19 protein-coding genes are annotated in these 22,738 nt (G+C 44.9%); 10 read left to right on the top strand and 9 right to left on the bottom strand.

Annotation, left to right across the window (positions count from 1 at the left end):
• Window positions 1-89: 89 nt before the first annotated feature.
• The 8 genes from mnmG to rpmH all read right to left on the bottom strand — a co-directional run bounded on the left by mnmG (window position 90) and on the right by rpmH (window position 7,637).
• Window positions 90-2,000 (bottom strand): tRNA uridine-5-carboxymethylaminomethyl(34) synthesis enzyme MnmG, encoded by a 1,911-nt coding sequence (gene mnmG, locus FD04_RS01000; protein ID WP_056946363.1) that lies wholly within the window; start codon window positions 1,998-2,000, stop codon window positions 90-92.
• A gap of 107 nt (window positions 2,001-2,107) precedes the next feature.
• Window positions 2,108-3,499, bottom strand: a complete 1,392-nt coding sequence (mnmE, locus tag FD04_RS00995) for a tRNA uridine-5-carboxymethylaminomethyl(34) synthesis GTPase MnmE (RefSeq protein ID WP_056946362.1) — start codon at window positions 3,497-3,499, stop codon at window positions 2,108-2,110.
• A 194-nt stretch (window positions 3,500-3,693) separates the two neighbouring features.
• Window positions 3,694-4,455 (bottom strand): RNA-binding cell elongation regulator Jag/EloR, encoded by a 762-nt coding sequence (gene jag / locus FD04_RS00990; RefSeq protein WP_056946361.1) that lies wholly within the window; start codon window positions 4,453-4,455, stop codon window positions 3,694-3,696.
• Window positions 4,456-4,659: 204 nt separating this feature from the next.
• The gene (locus tag FD04_RS00985) at window positions 4,660-5,292 is read right to left on the bottom strand and encodes a DUF421 domain-containing protein (RefSeq protein WP_054702269.1); all 633 of its coding nucleotides are present in this window, start codon (window positions 5,290-5,292) and stop codon (window positions 4,660-4,662) included.
• Window positions 5,293-5,754 carry a DUF3290 family protein gene (locus FD04_RS00980; RefSeq protein WP_056946359.1) on the bottom strand — a complete coding sequence of 154 codons (462 nt, stop codon included), beginning with the start codon at window positions 5,752-5,754 and terminating at the stop codon, window positions 5,293-5,295.
• Between the two features lie 487 nt (window positions 5,755-6,241).
• On the bottom strand, window positions 6,242-7,045 hold the full coding sequence (gene yidC / locus FD04_RS00975) for a membrane protein insertase YidC (RefSeq protein ID WP_056946401.1): 804 nt from the start codon (window positions 7,043-7,045) through the stop codon (window positions 6,242-6,244).
• A 26-nt stretch (window positions 7,046-7,071) separates the two neighbouring features.
• The gene (gene rnpA / locus FD04_RS00970) at window positions 7,072-7,431 is read right to left on the bottom strand and encodes a ribonuclease P protein component (protein WP_056946358.1); all 360 of its coding nucleotides are present in this window, start codon (window positions 7,429-7,431) and stop codon (window positions 7,072-7,074) included.
• Between the two features lie 71 nt (window positions 7,432-7,502).
• Complete coding sequence (rpmH, locus tag FD04_RS00965; protein ID WP_054702263.1) at window positions 7,503-7,637, bottom strand: 50S ribosomal protein L34; 135 nt, start codon at window positions 7,635-7,637, stop codon at window positions 7,503-7,505.
• 481 nt (window positions 7,638-8,118) lie between these two features.
• Between rpmH and dnaA the strand changes: the two genes are divergently transcribed.
• The 9 genes from dnaA (at window position 8,119) to rpsR (ending at window position 18,840) form a co-directional block, all read left to right on the top strand.
• Window positions 8,119-9,447 (top strand): chromosomal replication initiator protein DnaA, encoded by a 1,329-nt coding sequence (gene dnaA / locus FD04_RS00960; protein ID WP_054702259.1) that lies wholly within the window; start codon window positions 8,119-8,121, stop codon window positions 9,445-9,447.
• A gap of 250 nt (window positions 9,448-9,697) precedes the next feature.
• A complete protein-coding gene (gene dnaN, locus FD04_RS00955) occupies window positions 9,698-10,837 on the top strand; it encodes a DNA polymerase III subunit beta (protein WP_056946357.1) in 1,140 nt (379 codons plus the stop codon).
• 478 nt (window positions 10,838-11,315) lie between these two features.
• Window positions 11,316-11,561: a S4 domain-containing protein YaaA gene (yaaA, locus tag FD04_RS00950; RefSeq protein WP_156660374.1), complete on the top strand. Its 246-nt coding sequence runs from the start codon at window positions 11,316-11,318 to the stop codon at window positions 11,559-11,561.
• A 4-nt stretch (window positions 11,562-11,565) separates the two neighbouring features.
• The gene (gene recF / locus FD04_RS00945; protein ID WP_056946356.1) at window positions 11,566-12,684 is read left to right on the top strand and encodes a DNA replication/repair protein RecF; all 1,119 of its coding nucleotides are present in this window, start codon (window positions 11,566-11,568) and stop codon (window positions 12,682-12,684) included.
• A 34-nt stretch (window positions 12,685-12,718) separates the two neighbouring features.
• Window positions 12,719-14,665 (top strand): DNA topoisomerase (ATP-hydrolyzing) subunit B, encoded by a 1,947-nt coding sequence (gene gyrB / locus FD04_RS00940; RefSeq protein WP_056946355.1) that lies wholly within the window; start codon window positions 12,719-12,721, stop codon window positions 14,663-14,665.
• Between the two features lie 116 nt (window positions 14,666-14,781).
• Window positions 14,782-17,424 (top strand): DNA gyrase subunit A, encoded by a 2,643-nt coding sequence (gene gyrA / locus FD04_RS00935; RefSeq protein ID WP_056946353.1) that lies wholly within the window; start codon window positions 14,782-14,784, stop codon window positions 17,422-17,424.
• Window positions 17,425-17,725: 301 nt separating this feature from the next.
• Window positions 17,726-18,013: a 30S ribosomal protein S6 gene (rpsF, locus tag FD04_RS00930; protein WP_054702256.1), complete on the top strand. Its 288-nt coding sequence runs from the start codon at window positions 17,726-17,728 to the stop codon at window positions 18,011-18,013.
• Window positions 18,014-18,048: 35 nt separating this feature from the next.
• Complete coding sequence (gene ssb / locus FD04_RS00925; protein ID WP_054702254.1) at window positions 18,049-18,579, top strand: single-stranded DNA-binding protein; 531 nt, start codon at window positions 18,049-18,051, stop codon at window positions 18,577-18,579.
• A 24-nt stretch (window positions 18,580-18,603) separates the two neighbouring features.
• Window positions 18,604-18,840: a 30S ribosomal protein S18 gene (rpsR, locus tag FD04_RS00920; protein WP_054702251.1), complete on the top strand. Its 237-nt coding sequence runs from the start codon at window positions 18,604-18,606 to the stop codon at window positions 18,838-18,840.
• Window positions 18,841-18,955: 115 nt separating this feature from the next.
• Here the strand turns inward: rpsR and FD04_RS00915 are convergent, their stop codons facing one another.
• Complete coding sequence (locus tag FD04_RS00915) at window positions 18,956-20,374, bottom strand: DHA2 family efflux MFS transporter permease subunit (protein ID WP_056946352.1); 1,419 nt, start codon at window positions 20,372-20,374, stop codon at window positions 18,956-18,958.
• A gap of 241 nt (window positions 20,375-20,615) precedes the next feature.
• Between FD04_RS00915 and FD04_RS00910 the strand changes: the two genes are divergently transcribed.
• A complete protein-coding gene (locus FD04_RS00910; RefSeq protein WP_082603074.1) occupies window positions 20,616-22,637 on the top strand; it encodes a DHH family phosphoesterase in 2,022 nt (673 codons plus the stop codon).
• Window positions 22,638-22,738: the final 101 nt, after the last annotated feature.

Here is a 22,738-nt window from a genome sequence, read left to right as displayed (position 1 = left end):
ACAGAGACCCGCGAATTCCAAAAGATCAGGAATTCACGGGTCTCTGTACTTATACTCTGGGACCTAAACGAAGTTTGACTCACTCTTAATTAATGAATCTTAGCGATTTTACCTTGTTCAATATACACACTCAAAATCGCAATGTCAGCTGGGTTAACCCCACTGATCCGCGTTGCTTGTGCGATGGTCTCTGGTCGAATCTTATCGAGCTTTTGGTGAGCCTCGGTAGCAAGGCCATCAATCGCATCGAAGTCGATGTTGTCAGGAATCTTCTTGGCTTCCATCTTCTTCATCTTCGCCACGTTTTCCTCGGCTTTTTTAATGTAACCAGCGTACTTGATTCGAATCTCAATTTCTTCAATCACACGGCGATCAAGTGGTTGCTCTGGGCTTGGAATAAACCGGAGCAAGTCAGCGTAGGTGACCCGCGGGCGCCGTAAAAACTCAGCAGCTAAGACACCGTCTTGGAGTGGCTTCTCATTGTGTGATACCACGTAGGCGTTCACTTCATCAGAAGGCTTAACCCGAACTGTATTTAACCGTGCGATTTCATCCTCAACGGCTTGGCGCTTGGCTAAGAAGGCGTTATAACGCTCATCTGAGATCAACCCTAATTCATGACCCTTAGGTGTTAGACGTAAATCGGCGTTGTCGTGACGTAAAATTAACCGGTACTCCGCACGGCTCGTGAGTAAGCGGTAAGGTTCGTTGGTACCCTTAGTCACCAAATCATCGATCATGACACCGATGTAACCTTCAGAGCGCTTCATAACAAACTGTTCCTTGCCAAGTGCACGTAAACCAGCGTTGATTCCAGCCATGATGCCTTGACCAGCAGCCTCTTCGTAACCAGAAGTCCCATTAGTTTGGCCAGCTGTGTAAAGGTTCTTTACTAGCTTAGTCTCAAGCGTTGGGCGTAGTTGGTAAGGTGACACAACGTCGTATTCAATGGCGTAACCTGGGCGCATAAGTTCAGCATCTTCCAGGCCTTTAATAGAGTGAAGGATTTTTTGTTGTACTTCCTCAGGCATTGAGGTTGAAAGACCTTGAACGTACCATTCATCCGTCTTGCGACCCTCAGGCTCCAAGAACAACTGGTGACGACTCTTATCTGCGAATCGAACGATCTTATCTTCAATTGAAGGACAATACCGTGGCCCGACCCCTTCGATCACACCCGTAAACATTGGCGCGCGGTCAAGGTTGTCGCGAATGATTTTGTGAGTCGTTTCGTTGGTGTAGGTTAACCAGCAAGAGAGTTGATTCTTAAGTGATAAATAGTTCTCATCCGGTGTCTCAAAACTGAAGTGGTTTGGCTCAACGTCACCCGGTTGTTCCTCAGTTTCATCGTAGTGAATCGTATTACCATCCACCCGAGGTGGCGTCCCAGTCTTGAATCGCTTAAGCTCCAACCCATACTTTTCCAAATTTTTGGTTAATTTCATGGCTGGTTGGGAATTGTTAGGGCCTGACGAATACATCAGTTCACCAATGATAATCTTACCGCGAGCAGCAGTACCAGCCGCAATCACGACTGACTTGGCGCTGTATCTGGCACCAGTATTGGTGATCACACCCTTACAAACACCGTCTTCAACGATCAGATCGTCAACGATTCCCTGACGCAGCGTTAAGTTAGGCTCTTTCTCCAGGGTGTGCTTCATCTCAGCGTGGTATGCATGCTTGTCAGCTTGCGCCCGCAAGGCACGGACAGCTGGTCCCTTACCAGTATTTAGCATCCGCATCTGAACGTAGGTTTTGTCGATATTACGTCCCATTTCGCCACCAAGAGCGTCAATTTCGCGCACAACGATTCCCTTTGCGGGCCCACCAACTGATGGGTTACATGGCATAAACGCCACCATATCTAAATTAATCGTCATTAACAGGGTCTTATTCCCCATTCGAGCAGCTGCCAGTGCTGCTTCCGTACCAGCGTGGCCGGCACCAACGACGATAACGTCGAAGTCCTTGCCACGGTATGGTTGAATCTCGGGCATGTTGTTTCCTCCTTAAGAGTGTAAAACAGGTAGATCCTGCTTTATCACGTTTCAGCTATCTAAAATAAAAAATTTAAACGGTAAAGTCAATTCATCGTACTCAACAATTACTTACCGACACAAAATTGGCTAAACAATTGATCCAGTAATTCATCTTGGTAACTGTCACCAGTAATTTCACCAAGCTTATTCCAGCAACGGGTCATATCAATTTGAACTAAATCAACCGGCATCCCGGCTGCAATCCCGTTCATGACATCATCCAGTGCTTGACTCGCTTGGTTTAACAAGCCAATGTGGCGGGCGTTAGTCACCATCACGTTGCCCCGACCAGACTCAATGCCTTCGTCAAAGAACAAATGACTGATTTCGCCTTCAAGTTGGTCAACACCTTGACTCTGTAACATCGAAGTTTTGATCATCTTCGTGTCACCCGCTAAGTCGCGTAATTCAGCCAAATCAATTTTAACTGGTAAATCAGTCTTGTTGAGAATGATGATCCGCTTTTCAGCTGCCGTATCAGTCAGTAATTGGCGGTCTTCAGGTGTTAACGGTTCGCTCGCATTCAGTACCAGCACCACTAGGTCGGCTGCTGAAATCGCTTGTTTTGAGCGTTCCACCCCAATTTTTTCGACCTTATCATCGGTGTGATGGATTCCGGCCGTGTCCACTAACTTCAGTGGCACGCCACCAACATTCACGTACTCTTCAATGACATCACGGGTGGTCCCGGCAACGTCGGTTACGATGGCCTTATCCTCATGTAGTAACTCGTTTAACAAACTCGATTTACCAACGTTAGGACGGCCAACGATTGCGGTTGCTAGACCATCTCGTAACACTTTACCCTGTTTTGCCGTCTTCAATAATTGTTGAATTGAAGCTTTAACTTCCTGCGCTTTTTCAAGCAACAGTTTGGTCGTCATCGTTTCAACGTCATCGTACTCAGGATAATCTATATTGACCTCGACTTGAGCTAGTACTTCCAAAATATCTTGACGAAGGTGCTTGATCAAGCGAGACAAATTACCGTCTAATTGATTCAAAGCAACCTTCATCGAACGATCTGTTTTAGCTCGAATCAGGTCCATGACCGCCTCGGCCTGGCTTAAGTCAATTCGGCCATTCAAGAAAGCCCGTTTCGTAAACTCACCAGGCTCCGCCAACCGTGCACCTTGGCTAATCACCAGCTGCAAGATTTGATTAGTGGCCATTAAACCACCATGACAGTTGATTTCTAGCACATCTTCTCGCGTATACGTTTTAGGTGCCCGCATAACCGACACCATCACCTCATCGACTTCAGAGTCGGTCTCGGGGTCGACGATGTGGCCGTAGTTGATCGTGTGACTTTTGACACTGGCCAACCGTTTACCTTTAAAGAGTGGTTCAACCATGTCAAAAGCATGGTCGCCACTTACCCGAATAATTGAAATGCCGCCTTCGCCAGGTGGCGTTGCAACGGCCGCAATCGTATCAAATTCACTTGTCGCTGTCATGTTAGTCCCTCCATAATTGGTTTGTTCATAAATTCACGCACAAAAAAAGTGCCCACTCCATGCCCCTAACAGCATGGATAAAGCACTTTGACTACTTTATCTATTTAAGATAAGAATGATTACTGTATATAGTAGACTGGCCGACCTGCGATGTCAAGTCACAGGCCTGTACAACCCACTAAAAATTTTGCGATTTATCGCAACGTAATGACCACTGCTCGTTTTGGCTCAGTACCGGCAGAATATGTCATAACGTGTTCATTATCCGCTAAAACACTGTGAATCTGCTTACGCTCAAATGATGGCATCGGATCCAGATAAACTGGTTTTCCGGTGGCAACCACTTCCCGGGCCATGTTTTCAGCTAACCGGGTCAGTGTCTCAAGTCGGCGTTCACGGTAACTGGCTACGTCTAGTGTCACTTCCAACTTAGAAAAACGCTTATGGTTTAAAAAGACTTGTGCAAGACTTTGCAAAGCGTTGATCGTGCGACCATGTTTTCCGATCAAAAGCCCCTCTTGTTCCGTCTCAAATTCAATCGTGACGTGACGATGCGCGACTGAAACGGCACTTGTTGCATCGATACCAAGCTGGTTCACAATATCGCTCAAATAGTCGTTTAATTCAGCCGCAACTTGTTGATACTCAGCTTGTCGGTCAACCGGTTGCGCCTCAGTCGTTTCAGGTTCAGGTGTGTTGATAGGCGCCGGTGTTGCCGTCGCATCAACTGCCTCCTTTTTTGTGGTGGGTTCGGGTTCAGTCGCCACTGACACTGCAGCCGTGGTAGTAGTTGCTAACGGTGTAATTTCAACCCGTGCTTGACGTGCGCCAATGCCAAAGAAGCCCCGTCTCGGTTCGGTTAAGACGGTCACCTCCACTTGTGATTGATCAAGTTGAAGCTGTTTTAGTGCATCTTGAATAGCACCATCAACAGTTTCATTGGTGTATAAAGTCATGCTTGTTTCTCCCTTCGATAAAACTCTTATGTCTAGTATAGCATGACAAATCGCGTTATATGGCGGGATTTAGAAATCGTAATATTACAAAATACGCGTTCGGAATATTCGTTTGATCAATTAACGGTTTCAAAATACTGTCAAAACCCATTCTGACCGCTTTATGGCTGTATAAAATTGTCCTACAAGGTTTGCCGTTCTGCTTTAATGATACTTCGCGATGATCAACTGATTATTCCGAAATTCCGCTAAGTACACGTCTTGAACGCGTTCTATACCTTGACGTCTAAGCGCCTCCACCAACCATTCCTGATCTTTATCCATTAGATCCAACACGTCGGGATCCACCGTACCATCCGTAATAACCGGAAATTTCACGTTGGTATCCCCTTGATTGATGACGGTTAGTTGCCCATTTTGCTCAAGAATCGCACGTTTAACAAGCGCCGTATCAACCACACCTGCCATCCGTAGCTTTAACGCAATATCCTTCGCTGAGATGTTAGCTTTCAGACAGTTGTCGACCAGAATCTCACCATTTCGAATCACCGTAACGGGATCGCCATTTAAAAACTTCTGGATGTGTTGACTGTGAATCGTCAGGTAGCGCATCACCAAAATTAGTAGCGACCAAATGAGTAGCACTAACACAAACTGTATCAACGTAATACTTGTGTTGTAGAGCACCCCACCGACGATGCCACCTAAGACGTAATTTTGAATCTGGTCCATCGCAGAAGTCGGCGCCAGATTGCTTTTACCAGTTAGGTTGATCAATACGGTAATAAACAAGAAACCAATCACTAATTTAATCAAAACATCACTGTATGCAAACATCTAATTGCCCCCCACGACTTTAACCTTCGTATTCGTTAACTGTAAGTTAATTTTTTCAATAATGAAGCCCGACTGATCATCATTGTATAGTACCCGGTAGTACTGCTGTGTTTTACTATTCCGCACCAACATACTGTCACTGGCCGTCGTTGTATTGGTTTGCAGATTTTCAGGCGACACGTGGTTGCGTTTCCCAATCTTGGTTAAAATTCCCAAAACGTTATTGCTATTATTGCGCGTACTTTTAAGCGCTGAAAAGTTTTGAAATTGAAACCCAATCATCAGTAAGCTGGCAATTAAAAAAATCACCGTTAAATCACGGTATTTAACGGCAGTCCGATTACGAAAATACCTTAAAAACACAATGAAAGCTGCTATTAACAGTACTGTCAAAATAGTCAGTCGAATATAGCTCACGGTAAAATTCTGATTTTTTAAATACTCATACGTATAAAATGTCACGCGAAAGACCCTCCTATGTATTAAATGACGCTATTATAACGCCAATCAGGGGGTGTTCCAATGCTGTTCAAACTCTCATTGCTCTCACTACTTTCCGTTCTCGTTACTGAAATGTGAGCGTTTATTAATACGCACCCTTGCTGCATTAATCTATTTCCAAGAAGACGTGGTGCGATAAACGCCACCCACTATGTAAGCCGCAGTGCCAGAAGCCCGTTTTTGGGTGGGTAGCAGTGAATAGTACCACTTTGCGCGCAGCGCTTAGTGGTACTGGACGTTTCTGAGACTCGTGGGTTTTGAGGCTCAGCAACGAGACGGAAAACGCGAAGCGGTTGAAGTCGGTCCCACAGCTACCCACCCAAAAACGGGCTGGCGGCCAAAGGCGGACCTTTCCGCTACGTACGTTTAGTTAAGAATATGCACACGAATACCTAAAACGCCTGATATGTAAAAAGCCACCAACGATTAAACCGTTGATGGCTTTAGGCTATTTACGCTTGCTTTGTTTAGCGCGGCGTACAGCCTTTCTAACTTGTCGTTCGTGTTGTTTTTGTTGACGTTCTTTTTCGTCACGTTCACGTTGGATCTTCCAAGGGTTTTGAATAACCAAGGTTTGACCCACTTGAAATGCGTTCGTGATTACCCAGTAAAGGGATAAAGCACTTGGCAAGCTTAACGCGGTGATAAAGATAATCACTGGTGTGGTTACCGTCATCATAGTTGTCATGGTATTAGACTCTGGTTGACCTTTCATCATGAGCCATGAACTTAAAAAGGTGAAGACAGCAGCTAGAATTGGCAGGATCAAGAATGGATCCCGTGACCCTAGTTGCAACCATAAGAAGTGACCTGACTTCAAAACGTCAGTCCGCCAAATGGCTTGGTACAATGCCCAAATAATAGGTAGTTGCACTAACATTGGTAAACATCCCGCTACTGGGTTAACGCCAGCTTCACTATAAAGCTTTTGTTGTTCTTCCCGTAGCTTGGCCATGGTTTCTTGGTCACGAGATGAATACTTCTTTTGTAGTGCCTTTAACTGTGGTTGAATTTCTTGGGTTTTGCGCATGCTGCGAGTTTGGAAGATCATTAAAGGTAAGATAATGATCCGGACGATAATCGTAAAGACGATGATCCCCATCCCGTACCCGCCGAATACGTGTGCTAACCAAATAATTGCCCGCGAGAAGTTCAATAGGATAACACCATCCCATAACCCCGTGCTGTGCTCAGTAATTGGCTGATTGCCACACGCAGTCAACAACACTGCCAGACCAACGATCCCAAACATCGTTAAAAACCGTTTTAATTTTTTCACTAGTCTTCCTCGCTGTAATCTTGATCGAGTAACTTTGCAAGCTTTAAAACGTGAATCAAGTGTGCCTTAACTTCGGGCATGGGCATCTCAGACGCAGACGGTCGCGCAATGACCAAAAAGTCCACGTCTTGTTTAAGATGAGGCTTTAGTTCAGTCAACGATTGTCTGATTCGACGTTTGACCCAATTACGATGAACGGCGTTACCAATCTTTTTACCAACCGATATGCCGACCCGAAAATGGGGTTGGTCTGGACGGTCCATGCGGTAAACCACAAATTGACGATTTGCCACCGACTGGCGTGCTTCAAAGACCTCTTGAAATTCCGCTTCTTTTTTGACGCGGTAAGATTTTCGCATATTGCATCTCCAAAACGTCTGTTACACGTTTTTTAAATTTCAAAATAAAAGACCACTGATTGGTCAGTGGTCTATGCAGACAAAACTTTTCTACCCTTTTGACGACGACGGGCTAAAACCTTACGGCCGTTGCTCGTGCTCATCCGCTTACGGAAACCGTGCACGCGTGAGCGATGACGTTTCTTAGGTTGGTATGTGCGCTTCATAAAATTACACCTCCTGATCCTCAGGCATGAAGCCATTATTTACATCTTCAAATGCATTTCTAAAATATAATATCATACCTAAGCCGAACATCAAAGACCTAATTTAAAATTAGCGTCTTTTTTTCGTTGATTTAAAATTTGTTTCATGAATTTAGGCTGTGGATAACCTGTGGAATCCGGATTTAATTTTAAGGGTTTTCAACGGCTTTATCCACAAGTCCACAGCTTGTTGATTCTCAAGATGAAATACCTGTTAATTCTGGGGACGAACTTGTGAAACACTTGATACTACTGAATTTGTTTTGCACAACAGCCTGTGGATAAAAATGTTTCACAGACTTATTCCAAAAGTTATGAACATCCCTGTGGAAAACTTTATACCTGCCTGTGAAACAATTATCCACAAGTTGAAAAGGCTGTGGAAAACTTTTTTACGGCATGCTAAACTGAATTTATCAATTTAATATGGGGAGGAAGTAAAGTGCTTGATTTAGACACACTTTGGGGCGCTATTAAAGATGGCTTTCAACAAAAAGTCGCCCCGACAGCTTTTAACACTTGGATTTCAACAGCTATTCCAGTGAAGTTATCGAATAACCGTCTAACAATCAAGCTACCATCAGAGCTGCACCGTGATTATTGGCAACGCAACCTAACCCAACCGTTAGTTGAACTGGCTTATGAATTCGCGCAAGTCGATATTCAGCCGGTTTTTGTGATTGACGATGATGACAACTCTCAGGTATCCACACTTGACCACCCTGCAACGGCCACAAGCTTTAGTCCATCGGCTAAATTGAATCCCAAGTATACCTTTGATACATTCGTGATTGGTAAGGGAAATCAAATGGCACACGCTGCTGCACTAGTTGTCTCTGAGGAACCTGGTGTCATGTATAACCCACTGTTCTTTTATGGGGGTGTTGGGTTAGGCAAAACACATTTAATGCACGCCATTGGTAACAAGATGCTGGCGGATGATCCGAGCACTAAGATTAAATACGTTACGAGTGAAGCCTTCACCAACGACTTCATCACCGCCATTCAATCGAAGACACAAGATCAATTCCGAGAAGAATATCGCAACGTGGACCTACTCCTCGTTGATGATATTCAATTTTTTGCTGATAAAGAAGGAACGCAAGAAGAGTTCTTCCATACTTTTAACGCGCTCCATGACGACGGAAAACAAATTGTATTGACATCAGATCGACTGCCTGGCGAGATTCCAAAGTTGCAAGACCGTCTCGTTTCTCGATTTGCGTGGGGCTTATCAGTTGATATCACGCCTCCAGACCTAGAAACCCGGATTGCTATTTTACGTAACAAAGCCACCGCAGACAACATCGCGATTCCTGATGAAACATTGAGTTATATTGCGAGCCGCATTGATTCCAACGTGCGTGAACTAGAGGGTGCACTTGCCCGAGTTCATGCCTATTCGAAGCTCGTGAATCAACCGATCACAACGGAATTAGTCGCTAGCTCACTTAAGAGCCTCAAGTTAGACCGGCGCTCAAGTGAGCTCACCATTCCACTGATTCAAGAAAAAGTTGCGAAGTACTACCACGTCTCTCTAACCGACTTAAAGGGTAAAAAACGTCTGAAGACCATTGTGATGCCACGACAAATCGCGATGTACCTGTCACGGGAGCTTACTGATAGTTCACTACCTAAGATTGGTAATGAATTCGGCGGCAAGGATCATACCACTGTTATTCATGCGTACGACAAGATTGCCGATGCGCTTAAAACGGACAGTGACCTGCAAGCTGAAATCAACAATCTGAAGACTGAAATCGAGCGGTAAGTTGATCACGAAAAAAGTAATCGATTTGAACTTAGAATTCAGATTGACTACTTTTTTTACTCACTTAATTAAGCTATGATGGAGAAGATTTGGAAATAGGCGTTGTGGACAACTTTAAAAGTTATACACAAGTTATCCACATGTGCATAACTCAAATACCGTGCGTGTTTCTCAAACTTATCCACAGTATCCACCGCCCTACTACTACTATTCTTTTATATATACTAAAGACAATAAGGAGTGCCCACCTATGAAGTTTACAATTAACCGTTCAGCGTTCATTAAAGAACTTAACAATGTTCAACGTGCAATTTCATCTAAAACAACCATTCCAATTTTAACGGGTCTCAAGTTAGTGGCTGATGAAAGTGGTTTAACCCTAACTGGTTCAGATGCTGATATTTCGATTGAAACCTTAATTCACGCGGATAACCCAGATAACCAGCTGGCAATTCAAAGCGAAGGTGCCATCGTGCTCCCCGCTCGCTTCTTTAGTGATATTGTGAAGCGGTTGCCTGAAGACAACATGACGTTAGATGTTACTGAAGGCTTCCAAACCGAGATTACTTCTGGCTCGGCATCTTTTACCATCAATGGATTAGATGCCAATAATTACCCTCGCCTGCCAGAAATCGACGCAACTGACGCGATTTCATTAACTGGTAACGTATTCCGTGAATTGATCAACCAAACCGTTATTGCCGTTTCGACACAAGAAAGTCGCCCAATCTTAACTGGGGTTCATTTCACGTTGGTCGATAACCAACTTTTAGCCGTTGCAACGGACAGTCACCGGTTAAGTCAACGTAAAATTAACTTACCAACGGCCGCTTCTGCCATGTATGATGTGATTATTCCTGGTAAGAGTTTAACGGAACTATCTCGGATGATTGGCGATGACAACCCAGATGTCGAAATGCGTCTATCAGAAAACCAAGTCTTGTTTACGATTGGCGACACGTCATTTTATTCACGGCTGCTGGAAGGCAATTATCCGGATACATCACGTTTGATTCCCAACGAATCAACCACCAGTGCCGAATTTGACGCCAAAGTGCTGTTAGCCGCCATTGAACGTGCCTCTCTGTTATCTCACGAATCGCGGAATAACGTCGTTAAGTTAACGCTCGATCCAGCTAATGAATCGGCCACCATTTTTGGAAACTCACCTGACGTTGGTAACGTTGAAGAAGCATTGGCTCCAAGTGAAATGGTTGGTGAAGCACTCGAAATTTCATTTAACCCTGATTACATGAAGGATGCACTCCGGTCATTTGGTGCCGCAGTGATTAAAATTGCCTTTACGTCACCATTGCGACCATTTACTTTGGTTCCAACTGAAGACCAGGAAAACTTTATTCAACTGATCACACCAGTTCGAACGTTCTAACAGTGTGATTCAAACAAAATTTAATTAGAATTTTAGGGCTATCAACTCGCAACGTTATCTATCAAAACAGATAACGTTGCGAGTTTTTTTCTTAAATACGCAGGTGTTTACACGGTCAGATAACGTCTTTAGATACCTGAAGGGGGTATCCAAAACTGGCATTCTTTGGTAATAATATCAGATTTGCCCAGGATCATTCGGCCATTAATCAGCAGTTGCGTTACCCGATCGACTATTTGGGTGGTCAACGTAACAATGAGGTGGGTTAAGCCGAATTAAAACCGGAAAAAAGTGGGTGTCAAGCTGCATTATGTCTAAAAAAGCGATTTCAAACCCCAAAAACGTCATTTTTGGCCTCTAAGCGATTTTGAACCAAAATGGTATGATGACCCTTTTGATATAAAAAACCGCTCATAGGCCAAAAATGGAAAGTGAAACTATACTTTTACCCCTTAAAAGCGTATAATTATAAGAGAAAATGAAGGTGGGTGAAGCCGTGAAAAAGGAAGTTTTCATTGAACCACCGTTTATCACTTTGGGCCAGTTGCTGAAAGAAGAAGCAATCGTTGGTTCTGGTGGTCAAGCTAAGTGGTATTTAAAAGAACATGCGGTTGACGTTAATGGTGAACCGGATGATCGGCGCGGACGAAAACTATATCCAGGAGATACGGTCGACGTTAAAGAAGTCGGACTGTTTTTTATTCGCTTAAATCAGGCTGAATAGGCTTATGAAATTAGAAGAATTGAAGTTGCAGCACTTTCGCAACTACCAGGACTTGGACGTTACATTTGGCTCAGGCGTAAATGTCTTACTCGGTGAGAATGCACAGGGGAAGACTAATTTGCTAGAGGCCATTTATTTTTTGGCCTTAGCGCGTAGTCATCGAACCAGTAATGATCGTGAGTTGATTAGCTGGGAGGCTGATACGGCGCAGGTCTATGGCCGGGTGTTAAAGCATAGCGGCAACACCCCGTTAGAGCTGACGCTATCTAAACACGGCAAAAAAGCAAAAGTGAACCATTTGGAACAGGCTAAGCTGTCTGATTACGTTGGGCAGCTGAACGTCATTTTGTTTGCGCCAGAGGATCTAAGCTTAGTCAAGGGATCACCGCAAGGACGACGACGGTTTATGGACATGGAATTCGGGCAAATGAGTCATAAGTACTTATATGATATTGCCCAGTACCGCACGATTCTTAAACAACGTAACCGTTACCTGAAGGAACTTGGCAACAAACAGCAGTCCGATATGGTGTTGTTAGATGTGCTATCTGATCAGCTGGCTAATTACGGCGCGTCGATTATCAACGCGCGTTTGAATTTACTCAAGCGCCTGGAAGTCTGGGCCGCTCAGGTTCATAACGAGATCTCACAAGAAAAAGAAACCTTGGTATTTCGTTATGAGACGGCCGTTAAAGCGGCTGATTTAAGTGATACCCAACACATCTACGAGGCTTTAAAACAAGGCTATCAAGATCGTCGCGAAAAGGAACTTTTTCAGCGGACAACCTTGATCGGTCCTCACCGAGATGATTTGAAGTTCATCGTCAACGGTAAGGACGTTGCTAGTTTTGGCTCTCAAGGTCAGCAGCGAACCACGGCGTTAAGCGTCAAGTTAGCTGAGATCAATCTGATGTATGAGCAGACGGGTGAGTATCCCGTGCTATTGCTTGATGACGTCTTGTCCGAACTGGATGATAGTCGTCAGACACACCTATTAACGGCGATTCAAGATAAAGTACAGACGTTTTTAACGACACCCAGTTTAAGTGGTGTCGCCCAAAAATTGATTCATCAACCCACCGTTTTTAATATCAGTAACGGTCAGATTCAGACTGATGCGTAGTTGTTTCACGGGTTAATAGTGAGGAGGAACACACTTGGCTGAAGAACAAGAAAGCAAAAAAGAACGGGCAAGAGAATATGACGCGAGCCAGATTCAAGTGCTTGAGGGGCTAGAAGCAGTTCGTAAGCGACCAGGGATGTATATCGGGTCAACGAGCTCACAAGGTCTGCATCACTTGGTTTGGGAAATCGTGGATAACGGGATTGACGAAGCCTTAGCTGGTTTTGCTGATCACATTAACGTGACCGTTGAAAAAGATAACAGTATTACTGTTATGGATAACGGTCGTGGGATTCCAGTCGATACTCAAAAGAAGACGGGCAAGTCCGCCCTCGAAACAGTCTTCACCATTTTGCATGCCGGTGGTAAGTTCGGCGGTGGCGGCTATAAAGTTTCCGGTGGTCTACATGGTGTGGGTGCATCCGTCGTTAACGCCTTGTCGTCAGAACTTGATGTCAAAGTGGTTCGTGACGGTAAGCGCTATTACATGGACTTCGCCTATGGTCGCGTTAAAACGGGCATGAAGGTGATTGATACCGATTTGCCTGACAACGTTCATGGGACAACCGTACACTTCTTGCCAGATCCAGATATTTTCCGTGAGACGACGGTTTTTGACATTAAAACGTTAACGACTCGAGTTCGTGAGCTAGCCTTTTTGAATAAGGGGCTACGAATCACGATTACGGACCAACGCCCAGAAGAGCCGACTAAAGAATCCTTCATGTACGAAGGTGGAATCAAACACTACGTTGAGTATTTGAACAAAAACAAGGATGTTTTGTTTGAGGAACCCATCTACGTTGAAGGTGAAGAAAAGGGCATCACAGTTGAAGTGGCGATGCAGTATACGGATGACTTTCATTCTAATCTGCTGACCTTTACGAACAACATTCACACCTATGAAGGTGGGACTCACGAAGAAGGCTTTAAGCGGGCCTTAACCCGAATCGTGAACGACTACGCGCGTAAGAATAACCTGATGAAGGACAACGAACCCAATCTAAGTGGTGAAGATGTTCGTGAAGGTTTAACGGCCGTTGTTTCCGTTAAGCACCCGGACCCACAATTTGAAGGTCAAACAAAAACCAAATTAGGCAACTCAGACGCGAGAACTGCAACGGATCACTTGTTTAGTGAACACTTCATGAAGTTCATGATGGAAAACCCAACGATTGCCCGCAAGGTAGTCGATAAGGGCCTCTTGGCTTCTAAAGCACGGGTCGCTGCTAAACGCGCCCGTGAAGTGACTCGGAAAAAGAGCGGTCTTGAAATTAGTAATTTGCCTGGTAAATTGGCGGATAACACCAGTAAAGACCCCGCAATTTCTGAATTATTTATCGTCGAGGGTGATTCAGCCGGTGGTTCTGCTAAGCAGGGGCGTTCTCGGTTGACACAAGCTATATTGCCAATTCGTGGGAAAATTTTGAACGTTGAAAAGGCCACCATGGATAAAATCTTGGCTAACGAAGAAATCCGCTCATTGTTTACAGCGATGGGGACTGGCTTCGGTGATGATTTTGACGTTTCGAAAGTGAACTATCACAAGTTGATCATCATGACCGATGCCGATGTTGACGGCGCTCACATTCGGACGCTGTTGTTAACCTTGATCTACCGTTACATGCGGCCGTTACTTAACGCCGGCTTTGTGTATATCGCACAGCCACCGCTGTACCAAGTACGTCAAGGCAAGATGCGTCGCTACATCGATTCTGACGAAGAATTGGACAACATTATGGGGCAACTGCCACCTTCGCCAAAACCAGTTATTCAACGTTACAAAGGGCTTGGTGAAATGGATGCCAGCCAATTGTGGGAAACAACGATGGATCCTGAAAAGCGTCGTTTACTTCGGGTTGATCCAAGCGATGCAGCCGAAGCCAACGAAGTCTTCACAACCTTGATGGGTGACAAAGTTGAACCAAGACGTGACTTTATCGAACAAAATGCGAAGTACGTTGAAAACTTGGATGTTTAGTTAAGAATAAGACAAAGTAATCATTGTGTAATATCAAATTAACTGAAGGTGACTAAGGGATGCAGACCTACTTCGGTGAGTGAATGCGTCGTGCTTAATCGTATAAGTTGCACTTGATGATTGCGTCTTTGTCATATCAGCTGGGAGGTACTATTTTGGCGAATGAAGAATTGCCAAGTCGCATCACCGATGTGGATTTAGCGAAAACAATGCGGACATCGTTCTTGGACTACGCCATGAGTGTTATCGTTGCTCGTGCGCTGCCCGACGTTCGTGATGGGTTGAAGCCCGTTCACCGTCGTATTTTATACGGGATGAGTGAACTGGGTGTGACACCGGATAAACCATACAAGAAGTCTGCCAGAATCGTTGGGGACGTTATGGGGAAGTTCCACCCTCATGGTGACTCTGCGATTTATGAAGCCATGGTTCGGATGGCACAAGATTTCAGTTATCGTTACATGTTAGTTGACGGCCACGGGAACTTTGGTTCTGTGGATGGTGATGGCGCGGCCGCCATGCGTTATACCGAAGCTCGGATGAGTAAGGTCGGCATGGAGATGCTGCGTGACATTAATAAAGACACGATCGATTATCAACCAAACTACGATGGTTCTGAAAAAGAACCCGTTGTGCTCCCGGCCCGTTTTCCTAACCTGTTAGTGAACGGTGCTTCTGGGATCGCCGTTGGGATGGCAACGAACATTCCAACGCATAATCTGGCTGAAGTCATTAGTGCAATTCATATTTTGATGAAAAACCCTGATGCAACGACTGCAGATTTGATGGAAGCTTTACCTGGTCCTGATTTTCCAACTGGTGGGGTTGTGATGGGTAAGTCAGGCATCCGCAAGGCTTACGAAACCGGTAAAGGGACCATTACTTTACGCGCTAAAGTCGAAATTGAAGAAGACAAAAATGGCAAGCAACGAATCGTTGCCACCGAAATTCCCTACATGGTCAATAAGGCCAAGTTAATTGAGCGAATTGCTGATTTAGCTCGTGATAAGCGAATCGAAGGCATCACGGATGTTAACGATGAGTCTGACCGCGAAGGGATGCGGATCGTGGTTGATGTTCGGCGCGATGCAAGTGCCGAAGTTATCTTAAACAACCTGTATAAGATGACCATGATGCAAACGACATTTGGCTTTAACATGTTAGCCATCGTAAATGGGTCGCCACGCGTGCTTAGCCTTAAAGAAATTTTGCAGTACTACCTGGCTCACCAACTCGAAGTGATCCGTCGTCGGACTGAATTTGAGCTAAAAAAAGCTAAGGCTCGGGCACATATTCTTGAAGGGTTACAGATTGCCCTTGACCATATCGATGAAATCATCTCAATCATTCGTAGTTCACAAACTGCTGAAATTGCGAAAACTGAGTTGATCAGCCGTTACCCACTCTCAGAAAAACAAGCACAAGCCATTTTGGATATGCGACTTGTTCGACTGACCGGTTTGGAACGCGACAAGGTCGAAAATGAATATGCTGAACTCCAAAAATCAATTGCGGAATACGAAGCGATTTTGGCCAGTGAAGATAAACAAAATCAGATTATCTACGAGGAATTACTTGAGATTCAAAACCGGTTTGGTGACGAACGTCGGACTGAATTGATGGTCGGCGAAGTCTTGAGCCTTGAAGATGAAGACCTGATTGAAGAAGAAAATGTCATGGTCTCACTCACCCATAACGGCTACATTAAGCGGTTGCCAACGTCTGAATTTAAGGCGCAAAACCGTGGTGGTCGTGGCATTCAGGGCATGGGGATTCATGATGATGACTTCATTGAGCATTTGATCTCAACGTCGACCCATGACGTGCTGTTATTCTTTACCAATGCTGGTAAGGTTTATCGCATGAAGGGTTACGAGATTCCTGAATACGGTCGTTCAGCTAAGGGTATTCCAGTCATTAACTTATTGAACATTGAAGCTGGTGAAAAGATTCAGGCTGTTATCAACGTGTCAGATGCGGCCGGTGATCAAGAGAAGTACCTGTTCTTCACTACGTTGCATGGGACCGTTAAGCGGACGCCAGTCAGTGAATTCGCTAACATCCGCAGTAACGGGTTAAAAGCCTTGAGCCTTAAGGATGAGGATCAGCTTATCAACGTTTCGATCGTTGATAGTGATCAAGCCATGATTATCGGGACGCACTCTGGCTACGCGGTCAGTTTTAAAGCTAGTGACGTCCGTTCAATGGGTCGTTCAGCAACTGGTGTTCGGGGTGTCCGGCTTCGTGATGATGATTACGTTGTTGGTTCCGCAATGTTGGCACCAACTGATAACGTGTTTGTAATCTCTGAAAAAGGGTACGGTAAACAAACACCGGCTAGCGAGTACGCGATTAAGGGTCGTGGTGGTAAAGGGATCAAGACCTTAAACGTCACCGCCAAAAACGGGCCACTTGCTGGTTTGACGACGGTTACTGGTGAAGAAGACATCATGTTGATCACTGACAAGGGTGTCATGATTCGCTTTGGTGTTGAAAACGTTTCTCAAACGGGTCGTGCAACGTTAGGGGTTCATCTGATTCGTCTAGATGATGATGCGAAGGTTGCAACGATGGCAATCGTTGAAAAGGAAGCGCCAGAAGAAGAAACGCCTGAGGGTGAGACGGCTTCTGAAGCAACGACAACAACGACTGATGCAGATGTGACCGATACATCGTTAGATCGGTTAGTTGAACGGGCAACCGATGAAGATGCCGACGATGGCTCAGCATCGGATACTGACTCGGATGATGACTTATAAAAATAAGTGATACGCAAAAAGAATGGCGAACTTAGCCATTCTTTTTTGCGTAGTTAGGCCTATAACCAATATCTCTTGTCAGGTTAGTTGAAAGGATACATGGGGGCAGTCAGCGTGACTTCACTGACTGTTCCAAACGGTGTTGGAGGTGAATGATTAGCATTATTGCTAGAAGTTACCTTGCACTTTTGAATGAACTTTGGTAGAATAATAATCTGTGAGTAATCCATTCGGAAGACTCTCCTTGCTCTCTTAAAACTCAATGAAGAGGGCCTGAAGTCCATAAGGAGGTGCAAATTTCATGAAGTATGAAATTACCTACATCATTCGTCCAGACCTTGACGATGCCGCTAAGACCGCATTGGTTGAACGTTTCGACAAGATCTTGACTGACAATGGTGCAGAACTAATTGATTCAAAAGACTGGAAGAAGCTTCGTTTCGCATATGAAATCGGTGGCTACACTGAAGGTGTTTATCACATCGTCAATGTTAACGCTAGCGATGACGCTGCATTAAACGAATTCGACCGTCTTTCAAAGATCAGCGACGATATTCTTCGTCACATGATCGTAAAACGCGAAGACTAATTTTTGACATTTAACTACTGAGAGGAGCGGGTCGTATGATCAACCGGGCAGTGCTTACCGGACGCTTGACAAGAGATGTTGATTTGCGGTATACCCCAAGCGGGGCGGCAGTTGGAAACTTTACGTTGGCTGTTGATCGGCAATTTACCAATCAAAACAATGAACGTGAAGCTGACTTTATTAACTGCGTTATTTGGCGTAAGTCGGCTGAAAACTTTGCTAACTTTACTCATAAAGGGTCGTTAGTTGGGCTTGAAGGTCGAATCCAAACCAGAAACTACGATAATCAACAGGGTCAGCGGGTCTACGTTACTGAAGTGGTTGTTGAGAACTTTGCATTATTAGAACCGCGTTCAGCGAATAATAATGCCGGGAACGCCAACAACGGCGGTGGTAACAACTTTAATGCACCTGCTGGTAATGCTCCTCAAAACACTAATCCGTTTGGTGATCCAAACACCAATGGAGCGGCTAACAATAATCAAAACAACGGACAAAATCAAGCGGATCCCTTTGCAAATAATGGCGATTCAATTGATATTTCCGATGATGATTTACCGTTCTAAGCGGACTGAATTGGAGGGAAAACCATGGCTCAACAAAGAAGAGGTGGCCGTCGTCGTCGTAAAGTCGACTTCATCGCCGCAAACCACATCGAATACATCGATTACAAAGATACTGACTTATTGAAGCGTTTCGTTTCAGAACGGGGTAAGATCTTACCTCGTCGGGTGACTGGTACTAGTGCCAAGAACCAACGTAAGTTAACGATCGCAATCAAGCGTTCACGGATCATGGGCTTAATGCCTTTCGTCGTTGAAGACTAATTGTGATTCATAAAAAAGCTGTTATTTTTCATCCCGCGGGATGAAAAATAACAGCTTTTTTGTTGTCGAATTCAATTAAGTTAATTTGAATGTGATACCTGGATACAACGCTATGTTAGTCGCGTTGTTTAAATGAACGGGTCGTCAGGGCAATAATGAGTGCCACAACGGCCAAGACAACTGGTAAGTAAACAGCCACGTGAACACCTGCCGTAAAGGCTTGTGGTGCTGTTCCATGACTAGCTACTTCACCAATACCTAATAGGCTGGTCGCTAACGCAGTCGAAATCGCACCGATGATTTGTTGTAGGGTGTTCATAATCGTACTACCATCACCAGAAGTTGGCCCATTTAAGGCACTTAGAGCATGCGTTTGAGCTGGTGACATGGCCAGTGGACAACCGATCATTAAGACAACGTGAGCGGCAATTACAAAGGCAACAGCAGTATGGGTGCCAGTTGTGAGCAACATGATGGCGCCAACTAAGGCAATGATGAAGCCGAGGCGGGTAAGCCATTTGGCACCAACACTATCGAATAAACGACCAGAAACGGCTGAAACTAAGGCGTTGACGATACCACCGGGTAACATGATGATCCCGGTCATGGCAACGGGCAGTAATAAGCCCTTTTGCATGTACATTGGTAAGATATACATTGCGGATAAGATGATTCCGAAATCAAGCATGACCATCAAAGCACCTGCCCGAAAGGCGGGGTTAGCAAAAATCTTCAGGTTTAAGATTGGTTCGGCAATGTGAACTTGACGGTAAGCGTAAATTGCGAGCACGATAATCCCTAATGCAAGTAAGCCGAGGACAAGTGGTGAGCCCCAGCCACGAGAACTGGCAAAACTAACCGCAGTAACTAGGCTGGCAAAGCCAATGACACTGGTTAAAATTGATAAAACGTCTACTTTTGGCCGTGAAAGATCACCGACATTTTCAAGTGATGTTAAGGCGAAGAGTAAGGCAATCACCAAAAATGGGACGAATGCCCAGAAAATCCAGTGCCATGATAACTTAGCTAAAATGAGCCCTGTTAACGTTGGGCCAATAGCGGGGGCGAACATAATCACAAGGGCACAAACGCCCATAGCGGTCCCTAATTTTGCCGGAGGAAAGACCTGCATGGCCACTGAGAACATCAGCGGTAAAATCAATCCGGTAGCGATACCTTGAATCATTCGACCAATCAGTAAAATTGCAAAACTTGGTGCAAGGGCGGCAATCACCGCACCCACTAGAAAATCGATTAGGCCAAAAATCACCACTTGTCGGGTTGTAAACCACTTTGTAATTAAGCTGTTGAGTGGCAAAATGACACCAATCACCAGCATATAGCCTGTTACCAACCATTGGACGGTCGCGGTTGTGACACCTAAACTGGCCATTAATTTTGGTAACGCGATGTTGAGGGACGTTTCTGAAAACATCCCCACGAAAGCACCAATTAACATGCTAGCCATAGCGAGTGCGGGGTGTTTGACAACCACCCGTGGCTTGCTGGCATTTAACGTTGCTTGTTGTTCCATTATTTTGTTTCCCTACTTTCTGAAAAATATTTTTTCACAATTGGTTACACTACCAGAAAAAACAGATTCTCGTAAGTGTTTTTTCTTGGAAACAATAAAATAGTAGCGTTATATGAAAATTTTTTGGCAACAAGGTTGCTAAAAAGATCCCTGAAATGATCGTTGGTGAAGGCCCCCACACCCCGTGGCGTTTTGTGCTAAAATATAACTACTATCATCGACAAAATAGGGGAGTCTGCAGATGGACGGTTTTTTTTCACGAGATAATTTACCTGAATTTCTAAGAAATAAGCGACTGCGCGGCATTGCACTGTTTATCATGGTGCTGTCTATCGCTGGAATTGTGCTGGCCTTTTTATTCTCATGGATTCTCGGCGTCTTGGCATTAGCTGCTGTGGTCACTAGCTTAGTGTTTGCTTTTAATACCATGAATGAAATTAGTGCCGACATGAACCGTTACATTGCGGATCTGTCATTCCGAATCAACCGGGGTGAACAAGAGGCGCTCATTGATATGCCCGTTGGGGTTATGATTTTTGGCGACAACGACGCAATTGAATGGGTTAACCCCTACCTCCAACGCTATTTTGGCGATGAAGCGGTTTTGAGTAAACGATTGGGTGATATCGATCCTGACTTAGAGCAGTTGATTGAATCGCACGCTAACGATGAGGGTGCCCAAACTGTGACCTGGCGTGACCGCCAGTTCTCATTTTTAGTCCAAAAGGATTTTCGGGCTGTTTACCTGATGGAAGTGACCCACTTTACTCAAATCGAACAACGGTATGAAAACGAACGAATTGCGATTGGCCAAGTGTTCTTGGATAACTACGATGAAATCACGCAGTCTATGACGGACCAAGATATCTCCAACTTGAGAAATTACGTGACTAACGAGCTGTCAGCCTGGGCACAGCGATTCGGGATGTACCTTAAGCGACTTGATGATGATCATTTTCTGGTGTTTATGTATGCGAAGGCCATGCGGGCAGTTGAAAGTGATAAATTCAGCATTTTAGATACGATTCGTGAAAGTACTTCAAAGCAAAACTTCCCGTTGACCTTAAGTATCGGGATTGCTTATGGTGGTGCTGACCTGACACGGTTAGCTGACCAAGCGCAAAGTAACCTTGATTTAGCACTTGGTCGAGGCGGCGACCAGGTTGTTGTTCGGGCTCAAGACGAAGAGGCCCGGTTCTACGGTGGCAAGACTAACCCAATGGAAAAGCGGACACGAGTTCGTGCCAGAATGATTTCCCAAGCCCTCCAAGAATTGATGAACCAGGCGGATCCAATCTTTGTTCAAGGACATCAGCAACCTGATATGGATGCGATTGGCGCTTGCTTAGGGATTCGGCGGATCGCCCAGATGAACCAAAAGACCTGTTACATTGTCTTAGATCAAGAAAACGTGCACAGCGACGTGCAACGATTATTGAATTCATTGCGAGATTACCCGGAAATTTACGAGTCGATTATTACGCCGGAAGAGGCCTTGAGTAAGATGACCAAACAGAGTCTGCTTGTCATGGTCGACCACTCAAAGCCGTCGCTTTCAATTTCGCCAGCCCTGTATGAACGTCTAGAAAACCGCGTCATGATCATTGACCATCATCGACGCGGCGAAGAATTCCCTGAAAATCCAATGCTGGTGTACATTGAACCGTATGCTAGTTCAACTTGTGAATTGATTACCGAAATGTTTGAGTATCAGTCTCAAGAAAGCGAACCAATTAATAAGATTGAAGCAACTGCAATGTTGACGGGGATCTTTATTGATACCAAGTCCTTCTCGTTACGGACGGGTTCACGAACCTTTGATGCGGCGAGTTACCTGCGTTCAGCAGGTGCCGATTCGGTTCAAATGCAGCAGTTTATGAAAGAAAATGTTGATAGTTATCTGCAACGCAATCACTTAATTGAATTGGTTAGCTTCGTTAAAGAAGACCTTGCCGTCATCGCTGGTGAAGAAGACGAGGTGTACGATTCAGTGACTGCGGCACAGGCAGCTGACGATCTGCTGAATATGTCTGGTGTCGACGCTTCATTTGTTATTACTAAGCGTGATGATGGCCGAATCGGGGTTTCTGCTCGAAGTATGGGCGAGATCAACGTACAAGTCATTATGGAAAAAATGGGTGGCGGCGGTCATTTATCAAGTGGTGCCACTCAAATTGCTGACAGTACAGTGTCTGAAGTTAAAGCGCAACTGGTCGCAATTTTGAACGGTGAAGATGAGGCTGAATCAGTACCATCGGCGTAGTTTTCACTGTTACAAAAGTATGGTAAAGTTAGTTAATGAACCTCCCTGTGTGGGAGTCGAATAAGTTGTACCGTGATGTGCAGTCAACACCACGGTATCTA

It is taken from the genome of Secundilactobacillus odoratitofui DSM 19909 = JCM 15043 (assembly GCF_001434895.1).
Classification (GTDB): Bacteria; Bacillota; Bacilli; order Lactobacillales; family Lactobacillaceae; genus Secundilactobacillus; species Secundilactobacillus odoratitofui.
Note: the sequence above shows the minus strand (reverse complement) of the source record. Positions and strands in the feature narration are given on the sequence as shown.

Coding starts and splice junctions, on each gene's coding strand:
- rpsF (WP_054702256.1), top strand. CDS start 17,726: ATGAAGTATGAAATTACCTACATCATTCGTCCAGACCTTGACGATGCC.
- rpmH (WP_054702263.1), bottom strand. CDS start 7,637: ATGAAGCGCACATACCAACCTAAGAAACGTCATCGCTCACGCGTGCAC.
- mnmE (WP_056946362.1), bottom strand. CDS start 3,499: ATGACAGCGACAAGTGAATTTGATACGATTGCGGCCGTTGCAACGCCA.
- yidC (WP_056946401.1), bottom strand. CDS start 7,045: ATGTTTGGGATCGTTGGTCTGGCAGTGTTGTTGACTGCGTGTGGCAAT.
- yaaA (WP_156660374.1), top strand. CDS start 11,316: ATGAAGGTGGGTGAAGCCGTGAAAAAGGAAGTTTTCATTGAACCACCG.
- rnpA (WP_056946358.1), bottom strand. CDS start 7,431: ATGCGAAAATCTTACCGCGTCAAAAAAGAAGCGGAATTTCAAGAGGTC.
- ssb (WP_054702254.1), top strand. CDS start 18,049: ATGATCAACCGGGCAGTGCTTACCGGACGCTTGACAAGAGATGTTGAT.
- rpsR (WP_054702251.1), top strand. CDS start 18,604: ATGGCTCAACAAAGAAGAGGTGGCCGTCGTCGTCGTAAAGTCGACTTC.
- recF (WP_056946356.1), top strand. CDS start 11,566: ATGAAATTAGAAGAATTGAAGTTGCAGCACTTTCGCAACTACCAGGAC.
- dnaN (WP_056946357.1), top strand. CDS start 9,698: ATGAAGTTTACAATTAACCGTTCAGCGTTCATTAAAGAACTTAACAAT.
- FD04_RS00910 (WP_082603074.1), top strand. CDS start 20,616: ATGGACGGTTTTTTTTCACGAGATAATTTACCTGAATTTCTAAGAAAT.
- jag (WP_056946361.1), bottom strand. CDS start 4,455: ATGACTTTATACACCAATGAAACTGTTGATGGTGCTATTCAAGATGCA.
- gyrA (WP_056946353.1), top strand. CDS start 14,782: ATGATTGCGTCTTTGTCATATCAGCTGGGAGGTACTATTTTGGCGAAT.
- FD04_RS00985 (WP_054702269.1), bottom strand. CDS start 5,292: ATGTTTGCATACAGTGATGTTTTGATTAAATTAGTGATTGGTTTCTTG.
- FD04_RS00915 (WP_056946352.1), bottom strand. CDS start 20,374: ATGGAACAACAAGCAACGTTAAATGCCAGCAAGCCACGGGTGGTTGTC.
- mnmG (WP_056946363.1), bottom strand. CDS start 2,000: ATGCCCGAGATTCAACCATACCGTGGCAAGGACTTCGACGTTATCGTC.